The sequence below is a fragment of the Rhodobacter sp. Har01 genome (assembly GCF_020564565.1).
Taxonomy (GTDB): domain Bacteria; phylum Pseudomonadota; class Alphaproteobacteria; order Rhodobacterales; family Rhodobacteraceae; genus Pseudogemmobacter.
Genome location: NZ_JAJCTD010000015.1, coordinates 1 through 21,881, shown reverse-complemented (window position 1 = coordinate 21,881; position 21,881 = coordinate 1). Strand labels below are relative to the sequence as shown.

Here is a 21,881-nt window from a genome sequence, read left to right as displayed (position 1 = left end):
GATGACCAAGCTGAACGCCATCCCCCTTTCGCGCCGGGGCTTCCTGATCACCGGCGGAGCTACCGGCCTTGTCTGCGGGTTCCTGACCCCCGCGCTGGCCGCCTGGGACCCGATGGGTGCCGTCACCCCCACCGCCCCCAGCTTTGACCCGACACTCTGGTATTCCATCGACGCGACCGGAATGGTCACCGTCAACATCATCCGCGCCGAGATGGGCCAGCACGTCGGCACCGCCATCGCCCGGATCCTGGCGGACGAGCTTGAGGTCGACTGGGCACAGGTGCGCATCACCCATGTCGATACCGATCCGAAATGGGGGCTGATGGTGACCGGCGGCAGCTGGTCGGTTTGGCAGAGTTTCCCCGTCTATGCGCAGGCGGGCGCCGCCGGGCGGATCGCCCTGATCGAGGCGGGGGCGGCGATGATGGGCGTGGCGTCTGCGGACTGCACCGCACGGGCGGGCGTCGTCTCGGGTGGGGACCGGTCGGTGAGCTATGCCGAGATCGTGGCCAAGGGCGTGACCCGCAGCTTCAACGCCGACGAACTGGCCGCGATGCCGATCAAGCCTGTCTCCGAGCGGCGGTTGATCGGCAAGCCGGTCACCGCGCTGGATGTGGCGGGCAAGATCGACGGGTCGGTGATCTATGGCATCGACGCCAAAGTCGAGGGCATGGTCTATGCCCGGCCCCTGCTGCCGCCCACCCGCAATGGCTCGGTTGCCCTGTCGGTGGACGATGCGGCGGCCAAGGGGGTGAAGGGATACCTTTCCAGCCTGATCCTCGACGATCCGTCAGGCACGGTGCCCGGCTGGGTGATGGTGATGGCCGAAAGCTACCCCGCCGCGATCAAGGCTTCAAATCTGGTCAAGGTGACCTGGGCGCCGGGGCCAACGGCTGCGGTGGACGAGGCACAGATACAGGACCGCGCCCGCGCCCTGATCGCCGATCCTGCGGCCGGGGCGCTCTTGGACACCGGGGGCGGCGATACCGATGCCGCCTTTGCCGCTGCGGCGAGCCGCATCGAGGCGACCTACACCACCGCCACCGTTCTGCATTTCCAGCTTGAACCCGTGAATGCGCTGGCGGTCGAGGTGGATGGCGTGATGGAGGTTCACACCGGCAACCAATGGCAAAGCCTGATCCTGCCGCAGCTGGCGATGGCACTGGGGCGGGACGAAAGCACGGTTCTGATGCGGACCTATCCGATGGGCGGCGGGTTCGGGCGCAGGTTGAACGGCGACTATGCGATCCCGGCGGCGCTGGCGGCTCAGGCGCTTGGCCGCCCGGTCAAGATGATCCTGACCCGCGCCGATGACGCGCGGTTCGACTCGGTCCGCTCGCCATCGGTCCAGACCCTGCGCATGGCCTTTGATGCCGCAGGCGCGGTGACGGGGATGGAGCATCACGCAGCGGCAGGCTGGCCGACGCAGGTGATGGCGGCCTTCTTCATGCCCAAGGGCACGAACGGCGAACCCTATGATCCCTTTGCGATTTCCGGCGCGGACCACTGGTATGAGGTGGGTGCGCAAAAGGTGCGCGCGCTGTCGAATGATCTGGCCAACGCCACCTTCCGCCCCGGCTGGCTGCGCTCGGTGGGGCCGGGCTGGACGAACTGGGCGCTGGAGAGCTTCATGGATACGGCGGCGGCGCATGTGGGGGCAGATCCCCTGGCCTTCCGGTTGGGCCTTCTGACCGGGGCAGGGCGCAATGCCGGGGTCACGGTCAATGACAAGGGCGGCGCGCTGCGGCAGGCCAATGTCCTGCGCCTTGTGGCCGAGAGGGCGGGCTGGGGTACGCCGTTGCCCGCAGGATCAGCACGCGGGATCGCCACCAGTTTCGGTCAGGAACGCGGGATGCCCACCTGGGTCGCCTGCGTGGCCGAGGTGACGGTGGACCCCGCCACGGGTATCGTCACCGTGCAGAAGCTGACCATCGTCACCGATGCGGGCACCATCATCGACCCCGATTCCGCCCGCGCCCAGACCGAAGGGGCGATGCTCTGGGGTCTCAGCATGGCGCTGTACGAGGGCACCGAGTTCGCCGCCGGACAAGTGCGCGACACCAACCTGAACACCTACACGCCCCTGCGGATCGGTGATGTGCCGCTCCTCGACATCAGCTTTGTCGACAGCGCCGAGGTGCCGGTGGGCTTGGGCGAGCCGGCGACAACCGTCGTCGCCCCCGCCATCGGCAACGCGATCTTCGCGGCCACAGGCGGGCGGGTGACCCATATCCCGATCACACCGCAGGCCGTTCTTGCCGCCGCAGCCGCACCGGGCGCACCCTGATCGTCACCTGGCAGCGGGCTTTCCCGGGCGACCCTGCACGGGCAGGCCGGCAGTCTGCCGCGGTGCCGGAGCCTTGCGCGCCGCGAGGCTTTTATCGGCCTGCGAAGCCTCTGGCCGGACCTGCGTTCCCGCCCGACCCTCGACAATCGCGCGCGCATCCTGCAGGCGGCCGATCCCGGCCACTTGCCCGCCGGCCCGGACAAAATCACAGGCAGCGGTGATCTTCGGCCCCATCGAGCCTGCGGCAAACTCCATCGCATCCAGAGCGTCGGGGGTGATGTTGCCGATGGCCGCCTGATCGGGGCTGCCCCAGTCACGGAAGACGGCCTCTACATCCGTCAGCATGAGCAGCACGTCGGCCTGCAGCGCCTGCGCCAGAAGGGCCGCCGTGCGGTCCTTGTCGATCACCGCCTCCACGCCCTCCTTCTTGCCATCCGCGCTGCGGACCACCGGGATGCCGCCACCGCCCGCGCAGATCACGCAGACACCGGCCTCGACCAAGAGGCGGATCGGCCGGATGTTCAGGATCGCGACGGGCAGGGGTGAGGGGACCACGCGGCGCATGCCCCCGGTCGCCTCGGCCACCATCGACCATTGATGCTCGGCGCGGACCTTTTCGCACTCTTTGGCTGTGTAGACCGGGCCGATGGGTTTGGTGGGCTGGTCGAAGGCGGGGTCGCGGGCGTCCACCTCAACCCGCGTCAGAAGCGTGGCGCAGTCGGTGCCGGGGGGCAGGGCGTTCATCAGCTCCTGCTCAATCAGATAGCCGATCATGCCCTCGGTTTCCGCCCCCAGCACGTCCAGCGGCCAAGGGTTTTCCGGCGCGAAACTCGCCGCTTGCAGCGCCATCAGCCCGACCTGCGGGCCGTTGCCATGCGCCACGATGACCTGATGTTCGCGCGCGAGGTCCGCCAGCGCCGCCGCCGCGATGCGGACATTGGTGTGCTGCGCCTCGGCCGTCATCGGCTCGCCGCGTTTCAACAGGGCATTGCCGCCCAGGGCCACGACGATGCGCATCACGCGGACCCGAGGGTGGCGACCAGCACGGCCTTGATCGAGTGCAGCCGGTTCTCGGCCTGATCGAAGACCTTCGAGGCGGGGGATTCGAAGACCTCGTCGGTCACCTCCATGCAGTCCAGCCCGTAGGTCTGGAACACCTTTTCACCGGTCTTGGTATCGCGGTTGTGGAAGGCGGGCAGGCAGTGCAGGAACTTGGCATGCGGGTTGCCGGTCAGGTCCATCACCTCTTGCGTGACGGTGTAGGGTGACAGCAGCGCTATGCGCTCGGCCCAGATGGTTTCCGGCTCGCCCATCGAGACCCAGACGTCGGTATAGACGAAATCGCAACCCTCCATCCCTTCGGCCAGCTTCTCGGTCAGGGTGATCCGCCCGCCGGAGGTTTCGGCGACTTTGCGGCACTGGTCCACCAAGGCCGCTTCGGGCCACAGCGCCTGCGGTCCGCAAAGGCGGATATCCATCCCGATCAGCGCAGCCCCCACCATGAGCGACGACCCCATGTTCCCGCCCGTATCGCCAGCAAAGCAGAAGGCGATGTCAGACAGGTGCTTGTGGGTGTTCTCCCGCATCGTCATCAGGTCGGCGAGGACCTGTGTCGGGTGAAACTCGGCCGTCAGGCCGTTGTAGACCGGCACACCGGCAAAGGCGGCCAGAGTTTCCGCCTCGGCCTGACCGAAGCCGCGGTATTCGATGGCGTCATAGAACCGGCCCAGCACGCGGGCGGTGTCCTTCATCGATTCCTTGGTGCCGATATGGCTGCCCGAGGGGCCAAGGTAGGTGACATGCGCCCCCTGGTCGAAGGCCGCGACCTCAAAGGCGCTGCGGGTCCGGGTGCTGTCCTTCTCGAAGATCAGGGCGATGGTCTTGCCTTTCAGCAAGGGTCGCTCGGTGCCCGTCGCCTTGGCTTCCTTGAGGCTGGCACCAAGGCGCAAAAGGAAGCGCAACTCCTCGCCCGAAAAATCGAGCAGTTTCAGGAAACTGCGGCCGTGGAGGTTTTGCGGCATGGGTCACCTTTAGGTCAGAAGGGTCTGCGCCGGCGGGCGGCGCAGGGAATAAGGCATGACTTCTGCCGCGCGCCCGAGGCGGAGGAGGATCGAGGGGCGGCCCGAGGTGACGCCCAGAAGGCGTGCGACTTCGAGCCGGCCTGCGGCGTTTTCAAGGCCGGGGTTCACATGGGCCATGGCAAGCCCCTGACCCGTCGCCGCAAGGCCGATCCGTGCCAGCCGCCGGCCGGTCTCGATGCGGCCCGCCGGCGTGTCGGGATCGGTGACCAGAAGGGCAAGGGCAGGCGCGCTGTCGATCTGCGCGGCCAGTGCCGCAGCCTGGCCCTTGGCGGTGACCAGCACCTCGAACAGCCCCTCGCCCAGCATCTGCGGCAAGGCGGGGCTGCCGCTGCAGCCGGAGTAAAGTCCGTCATGCGTCTCCAGCGCGGCCCCTTGGGAAAACCGCAGCCAGGATTTCAGCTCGGCCCGGTAGGCGGCATCCGCCATCTGCGCGCCGTATGCGGCCACGGTCAGGTCGCGCAGGGCGGCGCGGGTCGGGGCATCCTCGATCAGGCGCAGGCCAGGATCGGCCGTCAGGGCCATCCGGTCGGCCTCGGTCAGAGGAGCGCCGTCGTAAAGCCCGCGATGGGATTGCCGCCGCGTGATCGCGGCCAGGAGTGGCGAGGCGGCGGCGCCATCGGCATAGGTCAGGGTCACCGTGCCATCGGCGGCCACCTGCGGGCTAGCAGTGATGCCATAGGCGGTGGCGGCGATGATGAGCGTCTCCACCGCCGCGCCAAGGCTGACGAAAAGGTGGTGATCGTCGGGGTCCACGACCGGCGTCCGCCGAGCAGGGTCAACGGCGATCCGCATGCCGTCGGGCAGGGCGGCAAAGCTCCACCCTTGGGTGTTGTGGCTGTTGGGTGCGAGGGTCGCCATGCGGACGAGTTCGGCCATGCGCGCCGGCCCGGCGGCGGCCAGATCCATCGGCAGCCGGGCGGATGCCGCAGCATCGGCATATCGCGATTCTGCCCACCGCCGCTGACCAAAGCCGGCTGCGCCAAGTACGGCGATCGCGCCAACGCCCGTCAGGACGGTGCGGCGGTTCATTCCAGCGCGTCCCGGACCAACGGGCAGGTCATGCAGTGCGACCCGCCGCGACCCCGACCAAGCTCGGCGCCCGAGATGGTGATGACCTCCACCCCCGCCTTGCGCAGAAGGGTATTGGAATGCTCGTTGCGCTCGTAACCCACGACCACACCGGGGCTGATGCAGAGAAGGTTGTTCGCGTCATCCCATTGTTCGCGCTGGGATTCGTAGGTGTCACCACCGGTGGGCACCGTGCGGAGTTTCTTGATCTGAAGCGCTCCCTCGACGACCTCCAGGAACGGCGCGGTTTCCGCCGTGACCGTCACCCCGCCCTTGTCACCGGGCCGCAGGGAATAGGTCTGGATCGCATCCGCCACCTCGGCGAAGACCGTCGCCAGATCGCGGTCGCAGAAGGTGAAGACGGTATCCAGATGCATGGAAGACCGCGCGCGGGGGAATTGGCAGGCGATGACCCGTTCGGCCCCGCCGCCCGCGAACAGCGCGCGCGCCACTTGCCCCACCGCCTGCGGCGTGGTGCGCTCGCCCATGCCGATCAGCACCGTCGCATTGCCGATGGGCATGACGTCGCCGCCCTCCAGCGTGGCCATCCCGTGATCCACCGAGGGGTCGCCGAACCAGATCGGGAAGCCGGCCTCGGCGAAATCGGGGTGAAAGCGGTAGATCGCGGTCAGGTTCAGCGTCTCCAGCCGCCGTGCCGCCCAGAACATCGGGTTCAGCGTGACCCCGCCATAGATCCAGCACGAGGAATCGCGGGTGAAGATCGTGTTCGGCATCGGCGGCAGCAGGAAATCCTCGGGCCGCAGCATCGGCACGACGACGCCAGCCTCGGGGATCGGCAGTTCGGCCCGGCTCATGCCGCCGATCAGGATGTGGGACAGGGGTTTCGCAGGCATCTCGGTCAGGCAGGCGAGAAGGTCGGTGGAAAGGCCGACGCCAACCGAATTGTCGTTGATCCGCGCCCGCAGGAGCCACTGGCGCGCCTTGGGGATGGCCAGCACCTCCTCCAGCATCTCGCGCAGAAGGACGACCTCGACGCCGCGTTCCCGCAGGATGTCGACAAAGGCCATGTGGTCGATCCGGGCCTGCTTGACCCACAGGACATCGTCGAAGAGGAGGCTTTCGGCATTGGCGGGAGTCAGCCGCGCCATTTCCGACCCCGGACGGTGGACAAGGACTCTGCGCAGGGTCCCCGACTCGGAATGGACGCCATAGGTCAGGGTCATGCGGGGCTTCCCAATGTGACGGCCAGCGCAAGCGCGGCCATGAGGATGAGGGTGAGGACCAGCAGGAGCGGCCAGACGAACCGCAGCCAGCGCTCATAGGGCACCCGGCCGATGGCGAGGCCGCCCATGACCACGGCAGAGGTGGGGGTGATGAGGTTCACCATGCCGCTTGCGGTGGCGAAGGCGGTGACGACCAACTCGCGCTTCACGCCCGCGAAATCGGCGACCGGTGCAAGGATGGGCATGGAGAGAACGGCAAGGCCCGAGGTGGAGGGGACGAAGAACGACATGCCCACCTCGATCCAGTAGATCACCAGGATGAAGGCGGTTTTCGGCAGGTCTGCCACGCTGACCTCGGCCGCGTGCAGGATGGTGTCGGTGATGTGGCCCGCGTCCATCACCACCACAATGCCGCGCGCCAGCCCGATGATCAGGGCAACGCCCAGAAGCTCCCGCGCGCCGTTCACGAAGGCCTCGACCAGCTTGCCCTCGCCCAGCCGGGCCACAACCCCGATGACAATGGCGGCGGCCAGGAACAGGGCACTCATCTCGGCCATCCACCACCCGCCGGTGGAGACCCCCCAGATCATCACGGCAAAGGTCAGCGCGAAGAGGACCAGAACCAGCTTCTGCAACCCGGAAAAGGCGACGTCGGCGGCGCTGTCCTTCAGGAAATGCGCCTCGTTCGTGGCCTTGCGGTCAAAGACGAGCGATTTGGACGGGTCGGCCTTCACCCGGGCCGCATAGCGCATGACGAAGGCGACCGTGACCGCCCAGCAGACCGCAAAAATGGCGATCCGCAGCCACAGCCCCTCGGCAAAGGTCACCCCTGCCGCATCCGAAGCGATGACGGTGGAGAAGGCGTTGATGGTGGAGCCAAGCACCCCCACGCCCGCGCCAAGCAGGATCACCGCGACGGCCACCAGCGCGTCATAGCCTGCGGCGATCATCACCGGGGTCAGGATCAGGTAGAAGGCCAGCGTCTCCTCGGCCATGCCATAGGTCGTGCCGCCAAGGGCAAACAGCGCCATGAGGAACGGGATCATCCAGACCTCGCGGCCCTTGGCGCGGGTCATGGCGCGCTTGATGCCGGCGTCGATGGCCCCGGTCGCGGTGACGACCCCGATGAAGCCGCCGATGATCAGGACGAAGAGCGAGACGTCGATGGCATTGGCGGTATAGGCGACGGGATCGTAGAACCCGGCGATGGGAGCCAGAAGGACATCGAACAGGCCCTGCGGGTCGGCCTCGGTTGCGGCATAGCTTCCGGCGACGGGGACATCCTTGCCCAGGGCCTCGGACGGCACGCGGGCATATTGCCCGGCCGGGATGATCCAGGTCAGCACGGCCACCAGAACGATCAGGCCGAACAGGATGGTGAAGGCGGAAGGGAAGCGGAGCCTCGGCTGTTCGACGGGGGGCATCGGCGCGTTCCTTTGGTCGGGCTTGCTGGCGCGACGTTAGGCCGGACGGGGCAGGGCGGCGTTGATGCAGGTTAGCCACCGGGGCCTTGGGCCCTTGGCGGGGCGGGCATTGCCTTTGCGCGGCCTGTCAGTGGCCACTGATGCAGGTCAGCGCGAGTCGGGCCCGGGCCATGCGAGCATGACCCTCGCGCCAGACCGCGCCGACCCCGTGAAAGCACGTATGACAGATCCTGCCACGTCCCTTCCCGTCGGCCTGACGCAGGCCGAGGCCAAAGCCCGGCTTGCGGCCGAGGGGCCGAACGAGTTGCCAAAGGCGCGGCGGCGGTCGCCTTTGCGCATCATCCTCGACGTGCTGCGCGAGCCGATGCTGGCGCTGCTCCTGGCCGGGGGCGTCGTCTATCTGCTTCTGGGCAACCGGGAAGAGGCGCTGATCCTCTTGGCCTTCGCCGGCCTGTCGGTCGGGATCACCGTGGTGCAGGAGGCCCGGACCGAGCGTGTCCTGGAAGCCTTGCGCGACCTGACCAGCCCGCGCGCGCTGGTCATCCGCGACGGTCAGCGCCAGCGGATCGCCGGGCGCGACGTGGCGCGGGGTGACGTGATCGTGCTGGCCGAGGGCGACCGGGTGCCCGCCGATGCGGCCCTCATGACGGCAGCGGACCTGTCGGCGGACGAATCCCTGCTCACCGGCGAGGCTGTGCCGGTGCGCAAGGTGGCGGGGGCTGAGACCGAGGCCGGACCGGGGGGCGAGGATCAGCCGATGGTCTATTCCGGCAGCCTGATCGTGCGGGGCACGGGGATGGCTTGCGTCACCGCCACCGGCACAGCCAGCGAGATCGGCCGGATCGGCACCTCGCTGGGCCAGCTCGAGACCGAGACGCCGCACCTGCAACGCCAGATGCGCAAGCTGGTCATCGTCTTTGCCGCCGTGGGGGCGGCGGTCAGCGCGGCGGTGGTGGTGCTCTATGGCCTGTTGCGGGGCGGCTGGCTGGAAGGGGTTCTCGCCGGGATCGCCGTCGGCATGTCGATGCTGCCCGAGGAGTTTCCGATGGTGCTGGCCGTCTTCATGGCGATGGGGGCCTGGCGGATTTCCAAGGTGCGGGTGCTGACGCGGCGCGCCTCCGCCATTGAAACCCTTGGTGCGGCCTCGGTCCTTTGCACGGACAAGACCGGCACCCTGACCGAAAACCGCATGACGATTGCCGAACTGCGCCTGCCCGATGGCACGGCGGCCAAGACCGGTGAGGCCCTGCCCGAGGCGTTCCGCGAATTGGCGGCGGCGGGGGTGATGGCCTCGGCGCCCGAACCCTTCGACCCGATGGAAAAGGCGTTCCATGTGCTGTCCAAGGCCGACCTGCGCAGCGGCGAAACCCTGCCCGGCGAGGGGCGGAAACTGGTGCGCAGCTATCCGCTTTCGTCTGCGCTGCTGGCGATGTCGCAGGCCTGGGAGGCGGGCAAGGGCTGGCAGATCGCCGCCAAGGGCGCGCCCGAGGCTGTGGCGGTGCTGTGCCGCCTCGACCAGGCAACGCGCGCCACACTGACGGCGCAGGTCGATCAGATGGCCGGCGCGGGCCTGCGCGTGCTGGGGGTGGCCGAGGCATCGCAGCAGGGCAGCTTGCCCGAGGATCCCCGCGTTTTCCGGTTTCAGTTTCTTGGCCTGGTGGGCCTGGCCGACCCCCTGCGCGCCTCGGTCCCCGACGCTGTCGCCCAGTGCCGCAGTGCGGGCATCCGGGTGATCATGATCACCGGCGATTATCCCGCCACGGCGCAGGCCATCGCGGGCGAGGCGGGGCTGCAGGGTGACCGCGTGATCACCGGGCCGGACCTTGCCTCCCTGTCGGATGCCGAACTCGCAACGGCCGTCAAGGACGTGACGATCTTCGCCCGCATCATGCCCGAACAGAAGTTGCGCATCGTCTCTGCCCTGAAAGCCGCCGGGGCCGTGGTGGCGATGACCGGCGACGGGGTGAACGACGCGCCCTCGCTCAAGGCCGCGCACATCGGCATCGCCATGGGCGGACGCGGCACCGATGTCGCGCGCGAGGCCGCCTCGATCGTGCTTCTGGACGATGACTTCGGGTCCATCGTCACCACCGTCCGCCTGGGCCGCCGCATCTACGACAACCTGCGCAAGGCGATGAGCTTCATCCTCGCCGTCCACGTTCCCATCGCCGGGCTGGCGCTGATGCCGCTGCTGTTCGGGATGCCGATCCTGTTCGGCCCCATGCACATCGCCTTTCTGGAGATGGTGATCGACCCGGTCTGCTCTCTGGTGTTCGAGGCCGAGACGGAGGAGGACGACGTGATGACCCGCAAACCGCGCCCGCCGACCGAGCCGCTGTTCTCCGGCCCGACAATCGTCTGGAGCCTGGTGCAAGGCGCGCTGGTGCTGGGGGTGACGGCAACGATCTTCACGCTGGCCCCGGGCTATGGCCTGACAACCGACCAGGTGCGCGGGATGACCTTTGCCGCCCTGGTCTTCGCCATCGTGGCGCTGATCCTGGTGGATCGGTCACGCTCCTCCTCGATCCTGACGGCGATCACACGCCCCAACCGGGCGCTGGCCGTGGTGCTGCCCATCGTGGGGGCCCTGCTGGCCGTCACCCTGTTCTGGCAACCCGCGCGCGACCTCTTCGGCTTTGCCGCCCTCGATCCGGTGCATCTGGCAGTCGCGCCACTGGCGGGCCTGACGGTTCTTGTCGTGCTGGAAGTGATCAAGCCGATCTGGCGCTGGTCGGTGCAGGGCACCAAGGCGGCGATGGCAAGCACATCCGGAAAACGCGCCGTCCACTGATCTGGGGCAGCACGCCGGTCCCGGCATCGGCGCATTCTGTTGCAGGTTCGCCAGGCTCTGTCCCGTGCCGGACATGATCCGCGCCACGCCTCCATGGCCACCCAAACCCTTTTCAGAAATGAGGCCACCATGCCGATGAGATCCGTCCTGCTGATGAGCGCTTTATCTCTTGGCCTGTCTGGCTGCCTTGCCAGTGACGCCGAGCGCGGCCTTGCCGGGGCGGCGGGCGGTGCCGTGATCGGCGGCGCCACGGGGGGCAGTCCTTTGACCGGGGCGGTGGTCGGCGGCGCTGCCGGCTATTTCTGCCGCGACCTGAACGTTCCGGGCTGCCGCAATAACTGATCTCACCCCCAGCCGAAAGGAGGCCGCCATGAAAGGCTATCTTGCCGACATCGAGAAGCTGACCGAAGAGAACACTGCCTTCCGGCATGTGCTCTACACCGGGCACAACCTGCAACTGGTGCTGATGGCGCTGACCCCCGGTCAGGACATCGGCATGGAAACCCACGCGACGCATGACCAGTTCTTCCGCATCGAGAAGGGCGAGGGCGAGGTCGTGATCGACGGGGTCAGCCACAAGATCAAGGGCGGCGACGGGCTGATCGTGCCGGCCGGAGCCAAGCACAATCTGGTCAACACGGGCGACACGTCGCTGCGGCTTTACACGATCTATGGCCCCCCCAACCACATCGACAGGCTGGTCGAGGCCACAAAGGCCGAAGCCGAGGCCTCTCGCGAAGTCTTCGACGGCGTGGCCAGCGAATAGCGGCCCTCTCGTCTTTCCCCTTGATCCTAGGATGAACCCCGATGCTGCGCGCCCTGACCCTTGCCTGCGGGCTTCTGGCCCTGCCGGCCCATGCGGAAACAAGCAACCTGACCATCGGGGGCGACCGCTATCTTGCTGGCGCCTCTGTCAGCTTTGGCGGGCCTGCGGTGACCGACCTGTTCATGGCCGGAAACCGGGTTGAGGTAGCGTCGCCCGTGGGCGGATCGGCCCATCTGGCCGGGCGGCGGGTCACGATCGATGCGGCGGTGGCGGGGGATCTGTTCGCGGCAGGCTACAGCGTGACGGCGACCGCCACGATTGGGGGCGATGCCTCGGTCACGGGATACGAGCTGGTGCTGGCCGACGTCACCGGCAATCTGCGCGCCGCAGGGTCAGAGGTCTCGGTGGCAGCGGTTGGCGGCTATGCGCTGATCACCGGGGCGGACATCACGTTGCAGGGCGTGATTGCGGGCGATGCGGTGCTGGTGGCCGATGACATCATCTTTGGCCCCGAGGCGCGGGTGACAGGCGCGCTGACGATCTATGCCGAAGACCCTGCCAGTGTCACCGTGCCCGAAACCGTGGCCCCGGCGACCCGCGTCAGGATCGAGCAGGCCTCGCAATATGACGGCAACGAATGGTCGGACCGGATGCCGGTGCAGGTTCCGGTCTGGCGGATCGTCACGGGTTTTCTGACGGGGGTCCTGATCTCGGGCCTGATCGCCGCCATGGTCATCGCGATTGCCCCGCAGGCGGTGCAGAACTGGCGCATGCTGGCGCTGGCGCATCCGGGTCGAGCGATCTGGTCGGGGTTTCTGGTGACCTCGGCCCTGGCGGGATCGGGGTTTGTCCTGATGCTGACGCTGGTCGGCGTGTTCCTGCTGCCGGTCATGCTGGCCCTCACGGTGATGGCGATCTTTGCGGGCTATGCGCTGGGGTCCTATGTTCTGGGCGTGGCGCTGTGGCTGGGCGCGGGGCGCAGCATGCCCGCCGGGCTGCCGGGCAAGTTCGCGCTGGCCTGCCTGGGCGCCTTTCTCGCGGGTCTCGCCTGGCTGGTGCCGATTGCCGGGTGGTTCTTCGTCCTTGGTCTGACGATGCTGGGCATCGGCACGCTGGCGGCCTTTGCCTTGCCCGGCGGCTGGCTCTTGCGGCGCGAGGGCGCTCAGTCGTGATGCCCAGCGGCCCGGGTGCAGCCAAGTGACAGGGACAGGCCGCAAGGTCCTGCTTGCCGCGGCCCTCATCCTCCTCGGGCTCGGTGCGGCGGTCTGGTGGCAGTTCACCACCGACATCGCGGCGGCAAAGGCGCGGGTCGCGCAGGGCAGCACCCTGATCGACACCCCCTGCGGCCGGATCGAGTATCAGGCGGCGGGCGAGGGGCCGGTCCTCTTGGCCGTGCATGGCAGCGGCGGCGGGTTCGATCAGGGCATGGCTTTTGCCGCCCCCCTGATCGCCCAGGGCATCCGCGTGGTCGCCATGTCGCGCTTTGGCTACCTGCGCACGCCGATGCCGCCCGATGGATCGGCCGAGGCGCAGGCCGATGCCTTTGTCTGCCTGCTGGACGGCCTTGGCATCGACAGGGCCGCGGTCATGGGCGGGTCGGCGGGGGCGCTCTCGGCCTTGCAGATGGCGATCCGGCACCCGGAAAGGGTCTCGGCGCTGATCCTGCTGGTCCCCCTCGGCTACAGGCCGCCGGGCGCGGCGCCCTCGGCCCCACCGATGACCGCCTGGGTCGAGGCGGCGATGATGCGGGTGATCGGGTCGGATGTCCTGTTCTGGGCGGGCCTGCATGTCGCGCGGGACCGGATGATCGCCACCGTCGTCGCCACCCCGCCCGCCGTCGTCGTTGCCGCCAGCCCGGCCGAACGGGCACGCGTCAACGCCATGCTGGATGCGATCCTTCCCGTCTCGGCCCGGGCGGCCGGTCTGCGCGCGGACACGGCGGCGGGGAAGGCGATGGCACCCGCCGAGCTGACCTGCGTCACGGCGCCCACCCTGATCGTCAGCGCGCGCGACGATGGCTTTGGCACCTATGCCAGCGCCGAATACATGGCCGGACAGATCCGGGGCGCGCGGTTCCTGGGGTTTCAGACCGGCGGCCATGCCTGGGTCGGCCACAACGACGCCGTGATGGCCGCGATTGCCGGGCTCGTCCTGTCCACGCAAGCCGCCCCCACCCCATGACCAGACCGCCATACCCCGCTTTGCAGACCGCCAAAGCCTCGGCACACTCAGGCGCCTTGGTGACCTTCTTCGCGCTGACCTTTGGCTGGACATGGGGACTCTGGGCCGCGACGGCGCTGTTGCTCGACCCCGCTGCCCGGATCAAGACCCTTCTGCTGCTTGCCTCGGCCTTCGGGCCAAGCCTCTCGGGCCTTGCGACCGTCCTAGTGTTCGACGGCCCTGCCGGGCTGCGCACCTGGCTGAAGCGGTGCCTGGCCTGGCGGCTGGGCTGGGGCTGGTATGCGACGGCCGCCCTTGCGCCGCTGGCGATCATGGCCTTGGCCCTGGTCCTTCACGCGGCGCTTGGCGGGGTGGTCCCGGCCACTCCCGTGACCGGCCTTCTGGCCACGGCGCTGATCGTTCTGCAGATCACCATCCTCGGCGGGCCTTTGGGCGAGGAATTCGGCTGGCGCGGCTATGCCCTGCCGGTGATGGCACAAAGGCTGGGCTGGCGCGCCGCGAGCATTGCCCTTGGCGCGGTCTGGGGCCTGTGGCATCTGCCGCTGTTCTGGATGCCCGGCATGGCACAGGCCACCCTGCCCATCGGCCTGTTCATGGCCGGATCGGTCGGGCTGTCGGTCGTCTTTGCGCGGCTTGCCATGAACACCTGGTTCAGCGTCCTGCCCGCAATCCTGCTGCATGCGGCCATCAATTCCGGGTCCTGGGCCATTCCGGTCACGCCGCAAGGTGGTGACTTGCGACCCTATGCCATCGTGACTGCGCTTCTTCTGGCTGTGGCCGCCGCCTGCCTTGTCCGACCCGGGCCTGCCGTCTTGCGCAAAGCCGCGCCGCGCTGAGCGAGGTTAGTGCGGCGGCAGTCAATTCCATGCCCAGTCGAGACAAGCAACCCTACCCGAACGGGCGACACAGGAGATGACCCCGAGCCCATCCGGCGGCCGCGACGTTCACGTCCTTCGATATCGGCCGGGGCAGCGGTCTTCTGTCTTCGGTGGACGCCTTGGCACGCGGGCCTGGCCGCGGCTCTTGTGGCGGCCGATCCGGCCACACTGGCCATCTTCACCGCAACCTTCGCCCTCGGCCGCCGTCTGGCTGATCGCTGGCGAGACGGATCGCAGACCCCCCAACCCTGGAGAACCCGCATGTCCCTCGGCACCATTCTGGCCATCATTCTCATCATCTTCCTCTTCGGCGGGTTCAGCGGCCGGTTCGGTGGCTATGGCTATGGCTACGGGCACGGCGGCGTGGGGGTGATCGGGGCCATCCTGATCATCGTCTTGGTCCTGATGCTGCTTGGCCGGATCTGAGGGCGCCATGGAGCCGTTGAGATGGGCAGGTGGGGCGCTGGTGCTGTTGGCCGCCTATGGCGGGCTTGGCGCCCTCGGCGCCTGGCGCTGGTCGCAGGCCAGCACCCGGCTTGTCGCGCGCCTTGACGCCACGGCGACCCGCCGTCCCGCCGCGACCTACCGTGCCGCCGAGGTGGCGGCTTTGCCCGATCCGGTGCGGCGGTATTTCGAAGCCGTGCTGACCGACGGCCAGCCGATCATCCGCACCGCCGACCTGTCGATGCGGGGCCGCTTCAACATGAGCCTCTCCGCGCAGCAGTGGAAGCCCTTCACATCGGTGCAGCATGTCACCAACAGCCGCCCCGGCTTTGTCTGGGACGCGTGGATCACGATGTTTCCCGGCCTGCCGATCCGGGTGACAGATTCCTACATAGGCGGGCGGGGGCAGTTGAATCCCGCCCTTCTCGGCCTCATCCCGGTCGGCAAGCTGGAGGGCGACGGAGACTTTGCCCGCGCCGAACTGATGCGCTGGTTTGCCGAAGGCGTCTGGTATCCCACCGCCCTTCTGCCCAGACAGGGTGTGACCTGGACCGCCGTCGATGCCACGTCGGCCCGCGCCACGATGACCGACGGGCCGCTGACCCTGACCCTCCTGTTCCGGTTCGGCGCGGATGGGCTGGTCGCCAGCATCCACGCCGATGCCCGCGCGGCCACGGTCGATGGGGCCTCGGTCATGCTGCCGTGGGAGTGTCGGATGTCGGACTACCGGCCGCAGGCCGGCATGGTCGTGCCGATGACGGGAGAGGTGCTGTATCTGACGGAGCAGGGGGAGCGGTCCTATTTTCACGGCACCGTCACCCGGATCGGCTACGCCTTCGACTAGGGGCGGCCGAGGCGCGGTCGAGGTTGCCGGTCGGCTCGTCCGCCGGCACCAGTCCCATGTGGACCAGCAGCGCCACACCACGGGGCCAGCGGCGGCGGTCTCGCACCCTTCGCGGACCACGGTGGGGAAGCACACGTCTTCCGGCGCAGTTGGGGGAAGCGTCCGGCGTGACGGGGGCAACACCGGCGCGGAGGCGGGTCGATCCGGAAGACGAACCTCGTTGTTCCGGCAGTCTGCCGGAACTGTGAACGCGCGAATGCGCGCCGGATTTCTTCCGGTTGGCCCGGATAGGGCCATGCATCACTTTGGTTGCCACCCAGGTCCGCCGCAATCGCAAGGGCGCTAATCTGGATCAGCGAAATCGCCGGGTCTTCGTGTGACATGAAGGATCTGGTCGGGGCGCGCACAGGATCGCCCTGACCCCCCAAAACCGAGATGACGTACATATGCCGCTTGAACCCTACGCCGCCCTTGGCCTGTCAAGCACCGCGACGGCTGCCGAGATCAAGCAGGCCTACCGCAAGCTTGCACGCGCGCATCATCCCGATCTGCATCCCGATGACGCAAGGGCCGAGGCCCGGTTCAAGGACATCAGTGCCGCGTACGACCTCCTGAAGGACCCCGCCACCCGCGCCCGGTATGATGCGGGCGAGATTGACGCCTCGGGGTCGGAAAAGCCACCCCGGCAGTATTACCGGGACTTTGCCGGGGAACCCGGCAACACATATCGGCCGCAGCAAGGGTTCCGCTCTTCCTTTGGCGACGGGGACCCGCGCGATATCTTTGCCGAGATGCTCCGTGAGCGCGGCGAAAGCGGCGAAGGCTTCGCCGCCCCGGGGCACGACCTGCGCTTTTCGCTTCACGTGCCGTTCCTGGATGCGGCGCGGGGGGCCGACATGCGCCTGACCCTCGGCGAAGGGGGCGATCTCTCGGTCAGGATTCCGGCCGGCGCCGAAGATGGCCAGACCCTGCGTCTGCGCGGCAAGGGCAGCCCCGGCTTTGGCGGCGGGCCGCCCGGTGACGCGCTGATCACCCTGTCCCTTCGCCCGCATCCGGTGTTCCGCCGCGAGGGTGCCGACATCCTGCTCACCTTGCCGATCACCATCGACGAGGCGATTCTGGGCGGCAAGGTTCAGGCCCCGACGATCGCGGGCCCGGTCAGCCTGACCATCCCGCCCGGCACGAGTTCGGGCCGGACCCTGCGCCTGCGCGGGCGCGGTGTCGCCAAACCCGGCGGTGCCGGAAAGGGCGATCAACTGGTCGAGCTGCGTATCGTGGCGCCGCCTGAGACCGACGCCCCGTTGCGCGACTTCCTGACCGAATGGCGCAAGACCAAATCCCATGATCCGCGCGCCGCCCTTCTGGCAGAGGCCGTCTGATGACCCAATACCTGACGGAAGACGACGTTGTTGCCATCACCTCGGGCCTGACCCGTGACCGCCTGACCGGCTTCATCGCGGCCAGGGTCGTGGTCCCCGTGCAAAGCGAGACCGGCCCCCTCTTTGGCCAGATCGACATCGCCCGCCTGCGCCTTGTGTGCGAGTTGTCCGACGACCTCGATCTGGACGAAGCCGCCCTTGGCATCGTGATGTCCCTGATCGACCAGTTGCACGGTGCCCGGTTTGCCCTTCAGTCCCTGGCGCTGGCCTTGGCCGACGAATCCGACGCGGTCAGGGCACGCATCGGCGCGGCCCTGAATGCGTCGGGGGTGTGAGGCTCGCTGCACCAGTCACTCTAGTAGGATGAACGCTGGTCTGTTCGGCTTACCCTACGCCGCCGCCTTCAGCAGCCAGCCAAGATCAACGCCTATAGCTTCGGTCCTGGCGCGTGGTGGATGACGAAGCCGATCCAGTTGTTCCCGGCCTCTGTCGCGCCGACCTGCGCCGCCTTCATGAAGGTGATGCGCTGGGCCGGATGGCCTGGGGACAGCGCATCCATGATCTCGCGCAGGGCGCGCGGGCGGTGCGATACCGCCCCGGCTCTGCCGCGCCCCGTGACGATAGCCAGCGATGTTGATCCGCCCATTCCGAGGCCGTCAGGTTCGGGTCGGGGCGCATCCCCTGCCGCCAGACCCGCAGCAAATCCTCGGCGCCGTCGAAGCCGAAGTCGAGGTCGGCCGTCAGGTCGTTGTCGTCCTCCTTATCATGCAAGCGAGACCCTGAGGTCGGCGAGGGCGTCGAGCTGTTCGCGGACATGGGCTTCCAGCACCCTCTGCATGATCGCGGTCTCGATCGTCTCCGATGCCCCGGATTGCCGTTCCACCTCCGCCATGATCTGCGCCGCCATCAGCGCGGCCACCCGTCCGGGCCAGGTCACCCAGCGATCCCGTTCCTGCCGCGCCAGGCGGAAGACGAGGGTCTCTGCCCGCGTGCGGTCGACCAGCGTGCCCTTCTTCTTCTGGACAGCCAGCTGGCGCTCCTGCGCCGCATAGACCGTGAGCGCGGTAAGCGCCTTGATGTAGGACGGTGTCTCGCCAGGGCCGCTCGCCAGCCCATCGCCACCCAAGGAGCGGCGCTGCTGGTCCGGGTCCGTCATGTCCGCCCGCCGCACATCCGAGGCCGCGGCGTTGATCGACCCGCCGTCATGGATCACCAGCCGCCCGTTCTTCCGCGCCTTTTGCACCCCGCCGCGGGACAGGCCGGAATGGGCCGCGTACTCGCGTTCGCTCATGCCTTTCATGGCGCTGTGAAGCATATCAAGATATTGAAAATAAACAGGAAAGAACAATCATTCCCGTTGATTGTCTGCCTCTTTAAAGCGATTCTGCGATCAGAAACTCACCCCTTGATCGGAGACCAGGCCATGACCTCGACCCCCAAGACCACCTCCACTGCACCCGAGGCGCTGATGCTCGACATCGCGAAGCGACACTTCTTCGTCAAGACGCTGGACGCCCGGAACAGCGACGGGCTGGATTTCCATGACGTCGCCATCTGGTCGATCCGCGCCGCCCTGGTAGAAGCCTATGCCGCGGGCCTCGCCGCGCCTCGGCGCTGAGGGGGCCAACGACATGACCATGGCCATCACCACCATCCGCATCGACTATTCCGCCCTTCCCGAGGGCTTCGATCTGAGCCGCCCGGACGCCATCGCCGAGGTCATCGAGCAGGCGCTGCGCGAGAGCGGGATCCCGGCCGAGGCGTCCGATGTCCTCTCGCATCTGAAGATCGAACTGCCGACCGCCCAACTTGGTGCTGCCAGCCGCGCGCTGGCGGAGATGCGGCTGATCTGACCGGATCGATCAGAAAGCACTGATATTGCTCCGATTTGCCTACGATCATTCGCCCGACAGAGCGATGGTATTGGCACCAGAACGATGCAACTCACCAAAGGATGCCCTGCCATAACCCGCCGCGCCGCACAGCCGAACGACAAAGCCCTCGACGCCTTCATCGCTGCCAAGGCCGAGATCGACACCATGCAGGAGCCTGAAAGCCCTGAGCGACGACCATTTCGAGACCCACCCCGACGACATCCATTGGGGGCATGTCGGCACCCTGAAGCACTACGCGGGCCTGCTGCGCCAGATTACCGACAGCGCCTTCAAGGAAGGCGAACACGCCGCCTGACGCGCCAGCGCGCGCAATGGCCGCCCCGTCCGACGACGGGGCTTGTCTCCGTAGAAGGCGCGCACCCCCCGCCGCGCGTCGATGACTACCAGCAGGCGCTGGGCATCGGCACGCTCGCTCGGGGTCTCGCCATGCTGGGCAAGCACGTTACAGGCGAGCCGGATCAGGAGATCGCTGTGATGCGCGACGTCGGCGATCACTGCGCGGGCCTCGGCCACGCGGTCAGCGGGCCAGGCGGAACAGCGGGGCTGGATGGTCATGACCGGCGCCCTCCGGCACGACGGCGGCGCGGGGCGGCCTGTTCCTGCTCCTCGAGCCATTCCTCGACAGCGGCGCGGCGGTAATAGACCTTGCGCCCGGCGCGAACGCACGGCGGTCCCGTCCGCATCGCCTCCCAGCGGCGCAGGGTGTCGACCGAAAGGCCGAGTTCCAGTGCAAGGTCGAGACGGCTGATCCAGCCGACCAGCAGCGTGCGGGGTTTGTCCTTCGGGTCTGGCATCGATCCGAGATGCGGCATCGGGGTCTCCTGGTCCTGGCCCCGAAGATCGGGGACGTCTTGCAGGGACCAGTGAGCGCAGAGCCCGAGGGGTGGCGGCGAGGCGGAGGGTGGCGGAAAGGACGCCAGATTTGTGCCACCCCTTGTTTTGTTGGCGTTTGCGATAGTGGTCGGGTGGCGCGGGATGACTGCGGCCGGTCCTGCCAGATGGGCGAAACGGACGCCAAGGCCGCAAACACCAGCGAACAGTCGCATTGACCGTGTTTGACCGGCATTGACGGGCAAAGAGGGGGTGGCACCCGACACGGCATCCCTGCCACCCATTGAATTCCTTGAGGATTTGTCGCTCTGCGGCACGTTGTGGGTCGAATTTGCAGCCTGATGACCGCGCCTGCCGTTTCACACGTCACATCGCGCCCATCGTCGTCAGTCGCGCATCGATCCGCCCAGCGCCGAAAACCCAAGAAAACAAGGGGTGGCGCGGCTCCGGCATCCTTCCTGCCACCCTCCGCCTTCCCGCCACCCAAGGCGCCATGCTTGCCTTGATAACCAGGCGAAACCACGCCTCATGTCGGATGCAAGAAGGACCAAAGCCATGCCCGAACGCATCAAGCTGACCGAGAAAGTGCTGCGCGACGCCGAGCCGGTGCCGGGGCGGGACTGCCAGATCTTCGACACCGACGTCCGGGGATTTGCCGTCTGCATCTACCGCGGCGGCGGCCGGGCCTTCACGCTGGATTACCGTCATGCTGGGCGGCAGCGCCGGATGACCTTCGGGCGCTGGCCGGAATGGTCGGTGTCGGCCGCTCGGGAGCGGGCCAAGGAACTGCGGCGCGAGATCGACGCCGGGGCCGACCCCTTGGGCCAGCGCGAGGCCAAACGCGAAGCCCCGCGCGTGACCGACCTGATCGAGCGCTACGGCGCCGAGCATCTGCCGAAACTGTCAGCGCGCAGCGCGGCCGACCAGCGGTCGGCACTGACCAAGATGGTGGAACCGGTCTGGGGTCGGAAGCTGGTGACGGAGATCACGCCGACCGACGTCGACAAGCTGCTGACCAAGATCGCCGAGGGCAGGGCGCGGCCGCACAAGGAAAAGCCCAACAATCGGGCGCGCAAGCTGCAGGGTGCCAAGCCCACGCCAGTGCGCGCCAACCGGATCGGCGAGGTGCTGCGCAAGATGTTCACGCTGGCGGTCCAGTGGGGCTGGTGCGAGGAGAACCCCGCCCAGCGCTTCCACCGCCGCACCGAGACGCCGCGCGAACGCTTCCTGTCCAAGGAGGAAATCGCCAAGCTGGCTGCGGCGCTGGACGCTGCTGAAGACCGGCGCGCGGCCGATATCATCCGAATGTGCATGCTGACCGGCGCCCGGCTGGGCGAGGTGCGGCAGTCCCGGTTCGAGCAGTTCAATCTCGAACACATGAGCTGGTCGAAGCCGCCCACCATGACGAAACAGCGCCGCGCCCACCGCGTGCCGATCTCGGACGAGACCGCCGCCATCGTGCGCCAGCGCCTGCTGCTGGTGCCGAAGGGATCGCCGTGGCTGTTCCCCGGCGATACGCCCGGCCAGCCGGTGCAGGAGGTGCGGCGGTTCTGGGCGCAGGTCCAGAAGCAATGCGGGCTGCAGGACGTCCGCATCCACGACCTGCGCCACACCTTCGCATCGCTTCTGGTCAGCGGCGGGGCCTCGCTGGAAATGATCGGCAAGCTCTTGGGCCACAGCCAGATGCAGACGACCCTGCGCTACGTGCCCGGCCGCTTCATCGTGAACCGCGTCGTCCGGCCCCGCCTGACATGCACCTGCTGCGAACGGTTCATCCAGGCCCCGCTGCCCTCGCGCGCCATCGAACGTGGCCGCCCGGGGCCGGGTC

22 protein-coding genes and 2 pseudogenes are annotated in these 21,881 nt (G+C 67.9%); 15 read left to right on the top strand and 9 right to left on the bottom strand.

The window, feature by feature from the left end:
• Nucleotide 1 precedes the first annotated feature (1 nt).
• The gene (locus LHP98_RS18670) at nt 2-2,287 is read left to right on the top strand and encodes a xanthine dehydrogenase family protein molybdopterin-binding subunit (protein ID WP_227254067.1); all 2,286 of its coding nucleotides are present in this window, start codon (nt 2-4) and stop codon (nt 2,285-2,287) included.
• Between the two features lie 3 nt (nt 2,288-2,290).
• Here LHP98_RS18670 and arcC read toward each other — a convergent pair whose 3' ends face one another.
• Genes arcC through LHP98_RS18645 form a run of 5 tightly spaced genes read right to left on the bottom strand, consistent with a single transcriptional unit; the run spans nt 2,291 to nt 8,044 of the window.
• Nucleotides 2,291-3,304, bottom strand: a complete 1,014-nt coding sequence (arcC, locus tag LHP98_RS18665) for a carbamate kinase (protein WP_227254066.1) — start codon at nt 3,302-3,304, stop codon at nt 2,291-2,293.
• Nucleotides 3,304-4,308, bottom strand: a complete 1,005-nt coding sequence (gene argF, locus LHP98_RS18660) for an ornithine carbamoyltransferase (RefSeq protein ID WP_227254065.1) — start codon at nt 4,306-4,308, stop codon at nt 3,304-3,306. The genes arcC and argF overlap by 1 nt, the downstream gene beginning before the upstream one ends.
• Nucleotides 4,309-4,317: 9 nt before the next feature.
• Entirely contained in the window at nt 4,318-5,397 is a 1,080-nt protein-coding gene (locus tag LHP98_RS18655; RefSeq protein ID WP_227254064.1) for an Acg family FMN-binding oxidoreductase, read from the bottom strand.
• A complete protein-coding gene (locus tag LHP98_RS18650; protein ID WP_227254063.1) occupies nt 5,394-6,620 on the bottom strand; it encodes an arginine deiminase in 1,227 nt (408 codons plus the stop codon). Before LHP98_RS18650 ends, LHP98_RS18655 begins: the two co-directional genes overlap by 4 nt.
• Nucleotides 6,617-8,044, bottom strand: coding sequence for a YfcC family protein (locus LHP98_RS18645; protein ID WP_227254062.1), 1,428 nt, complete (start codon nt 8,042-8,044; stop codon nt 6,617-6,619). Before LHP98_RS18645 ends, LHP98_RS18650 begins: the two co-directional genes overlap by 4 nt.
• A 220-nt stretch (nt 8,045-8,264) precedes the next feature.
• Between LHP98_RS18645 and LHP98_RS18640 the strand changes: the two genes are divergently transcribed.
• The 10 genes from LHP98_RS18640 to LHP98_RS18595 all read left to right on the top strand — a co-directional run bounded on the left by LHP98_RS18640 (nt 8,265) and on the right by LHP98_RS18595 (nt 17,662).
• Entirely contained in the window at nt 8,265-10,835 is a 2,571-nt protein-coding gene (locus LHP98_RS18640; protein ID WP_227254061.1) for a cation-translocating P-type ATPase, read from the top strand.
• A gap of 129 nt (nt 10,836-10,964) precedes the next feature.
• A complete protein-coding gene (locus tag LHP98_RS18635) occupies nt 10,965-11,177 on the top strand; it encodes a hypothetical protein (RefSeq protein WP_227254060.1) in 213 nt (70 codons plus the stop codon).
• A gap of 28 nt (nt 11,178-11,205) precedes the next feature.
• On the top strand, nt 11,206-11,601 hold the full coding sequence (locus tag LHP98_RS18630; protein ID WP_227254059.1) for a cupin domain-containing protein: 396 nt from the start codon (nt 11,206-11,208) through the stop codon (nt 11,599-11,601).
• A gap of 41 nt (nt 11,602-11,642) precedes the next feature.
• Complete coding sequence (locus LHP98_RS18625) at nt 11,643-12,773, top strand: hypothetical protein (protein WP_227254058.1); 1,131 nt, start codon at nt 11,643-11,645, stop codon at nt 12,771-12,773.
• Between the two features lie 25 nt (nt 12,774-12,798).
• Nucleotides 12,799-13,782, top strand: a complete 984-nt coding sequence (locus tag LHP98_RS18620) for an alpha/beta fold hydrolase (protein WP_227254057.1) — start codon at nt 12,799-12,801, stop codon at nt 13,780-13,782.
• A 59-nt stretch (nt 13,783-13,841) separates the two neighbouring features.
• Nucleotides 13,842-14,618, top strand: a complete 777-nt coding sequence (locus LHP98_RS18615) for a type II CAAX prenyl endopeptidase Rce1 family protein (RefSeq protein ID WP_227254056.1) — start codon at nt 13,842-13,844, stop codon at nt 14,616-14,618.
• 303 nt (nt 14,619-14,921) lie between these two features.
• Nucleotides 14,922-15,086, top strand: coding sequence for a DUF3309 family protein (locus tag LHP98_RS18610; protein ID WP_227254055.1), 165 nt, complete (start codon nt 14,922-14,924; stop codon nt 15,084-15,086).
• A gap of 7 nt (nt 15,087-15,093) precedes the next feature.
• On the top strand, nt 15,094-15,948 hold the full coding sequence (locus LHP98_RS18605) for a DUF6920 family protein (RefSeq protein ID WP_227254054.1): 855 nt from the start codon (nt 15,094-15,096) through the stop codon (nt 15,946-15,948).
• A gap of 446 nt (nt 15,949-16,394) precedes the next feature.
• Complete coding sequence (locus LHP98_RS18600; RefSeq protein WP_227254053.1) at nt 16,395-17,327, top strand: DnaJ C-terminal domain-containing protein; 933 nt, start codon at nt 16,395-16,397, stop codon at nt 17,325-17,327.
• Complete coding sequence (locus LHP98_RS18595) at nt 17,327-17,662, top strand: hypothetical protein (protein WP_227254052.1); 336 nt, start codon at nt 17,327-17,329, stop codon at nt 17,660-17,662. Before LHP98_RS18600 ends, LHP98_RS18595 begins: the two co-directional genes overlap by 1 nt.
• 95 nt (nt 17,663-17,757) lie before the next feature.
• Here the strand turns inward: LHP98_RS18595 and LHP98_RS18590 are convergent.
• Both LHP98_RS18590 and LHP98_RS18585 read right to left on the bottom strand, forming a co-directional pair.
• Nucleotides 17,758-18,143 (bottom strand): annotated as a pseudogene (locus LHP98_RS18590) (phage terminase large subunit family protein); the annotation flags it as partial.
• Nucleotides 18,091-18,627 (bottom strand): hypothetical protein, encoded by a 537-nt coding sequence (locus tag LHP98_RS18585; protein ID WP_227254077.1) that lies wholly within the window; start codon nt 18,625-18,627, stop codon nt 18,091-18,093. The gene LHP98_RS18585 and the pseudogene LHP98_RS18590, both read right to left, overlap by 53 nt.
• 123 nt (nt 18,628-18,750) lie before the next feature.
• Here LHP98_RS18585 and LHP98_RS18580 point away from each other — a divergent pair, with 123 nt between their 5' ends.
• From LHP98_RS18580 to LHP98_RS18570, 3 genes and pseudogenes are all read left to right on the top strand, one after another.
• On the top strand, nt 18,751-18,945 hold the full coding sequence (locus LHP98_RS18580) for a DUF6900 domain-containing protein (protein WP_227254051.1): 195 nt from the start codon (nt 18,751-18,753) through the stop codon (nt 18,943-18,945).
• A 13-nt stretch (nt 18,946-18,958) separates the two neighbouring features.
• Nucleotides 18,959-19,180, top strand: a complete 222-nt coding sequence (locus tag LHP98_RS18575; RefSeq protein WP_201744254.1) for a hypothetical protein — start codon at nt 18,959-18,961, stop codon at nt 19,178-19,180.
• Between the two features lie 84 nt (nt 19,181-19,264).
• Nucleotides 19,265-19,517, top strand: a pseudogene (locus LHP98_RS18570) (hypothetical protein).
• On the opposite strand, the gene LHP98_RS19725 reads toward LHP98_RS18570, so the two are convergent.
• Together LHP98_RS19725 and LHP98_RS18560 are read right to left on the bottom strand one after the other, a co-directional pair.
• Entirely contained in the window at nt 19,454-19,777 is a 324-nt protein-coding gene (locus LHP98_RS19725) for a hypothetical protein (RefSeq protein ID WP_413687727.1), read from the bottom strand. The pseudogene LHP98_RS18570 and the gene LHP98_RS19725 overlap by 64 nt on opposite strands.
• Nucleotides 19,774-20,034: a helix-turn-helix transcriptional regulator gene (locus LHP98_RS18560; protein WP_227254050.1), complete on the bottom strand. Its 261-nt coding sequence runs from the start codon at nt 20,032-20,034 to the stop codon at nt 19,774-19,776. The genes LHP98_RS19725 and LHP98_RS18560 overlap by 4 nt, the downstream gene beginning before the upstream one ends.
• A gap of 574 nt (nt 20,035-20,608) precedes the next feature.
• On the opposite strand from LHP98_RS18560, the gene LHP98_RS18555 reads away from it, so the two are divergent.
• Nucleotides 20,609-21,881 (top strand): tyrosine-type recombinase/integrase (locus tag LHP98_RS18555; protein ID WP_227254049.1); only part of this gene is annotated, 1,273 nt, incomplete at its 3' end.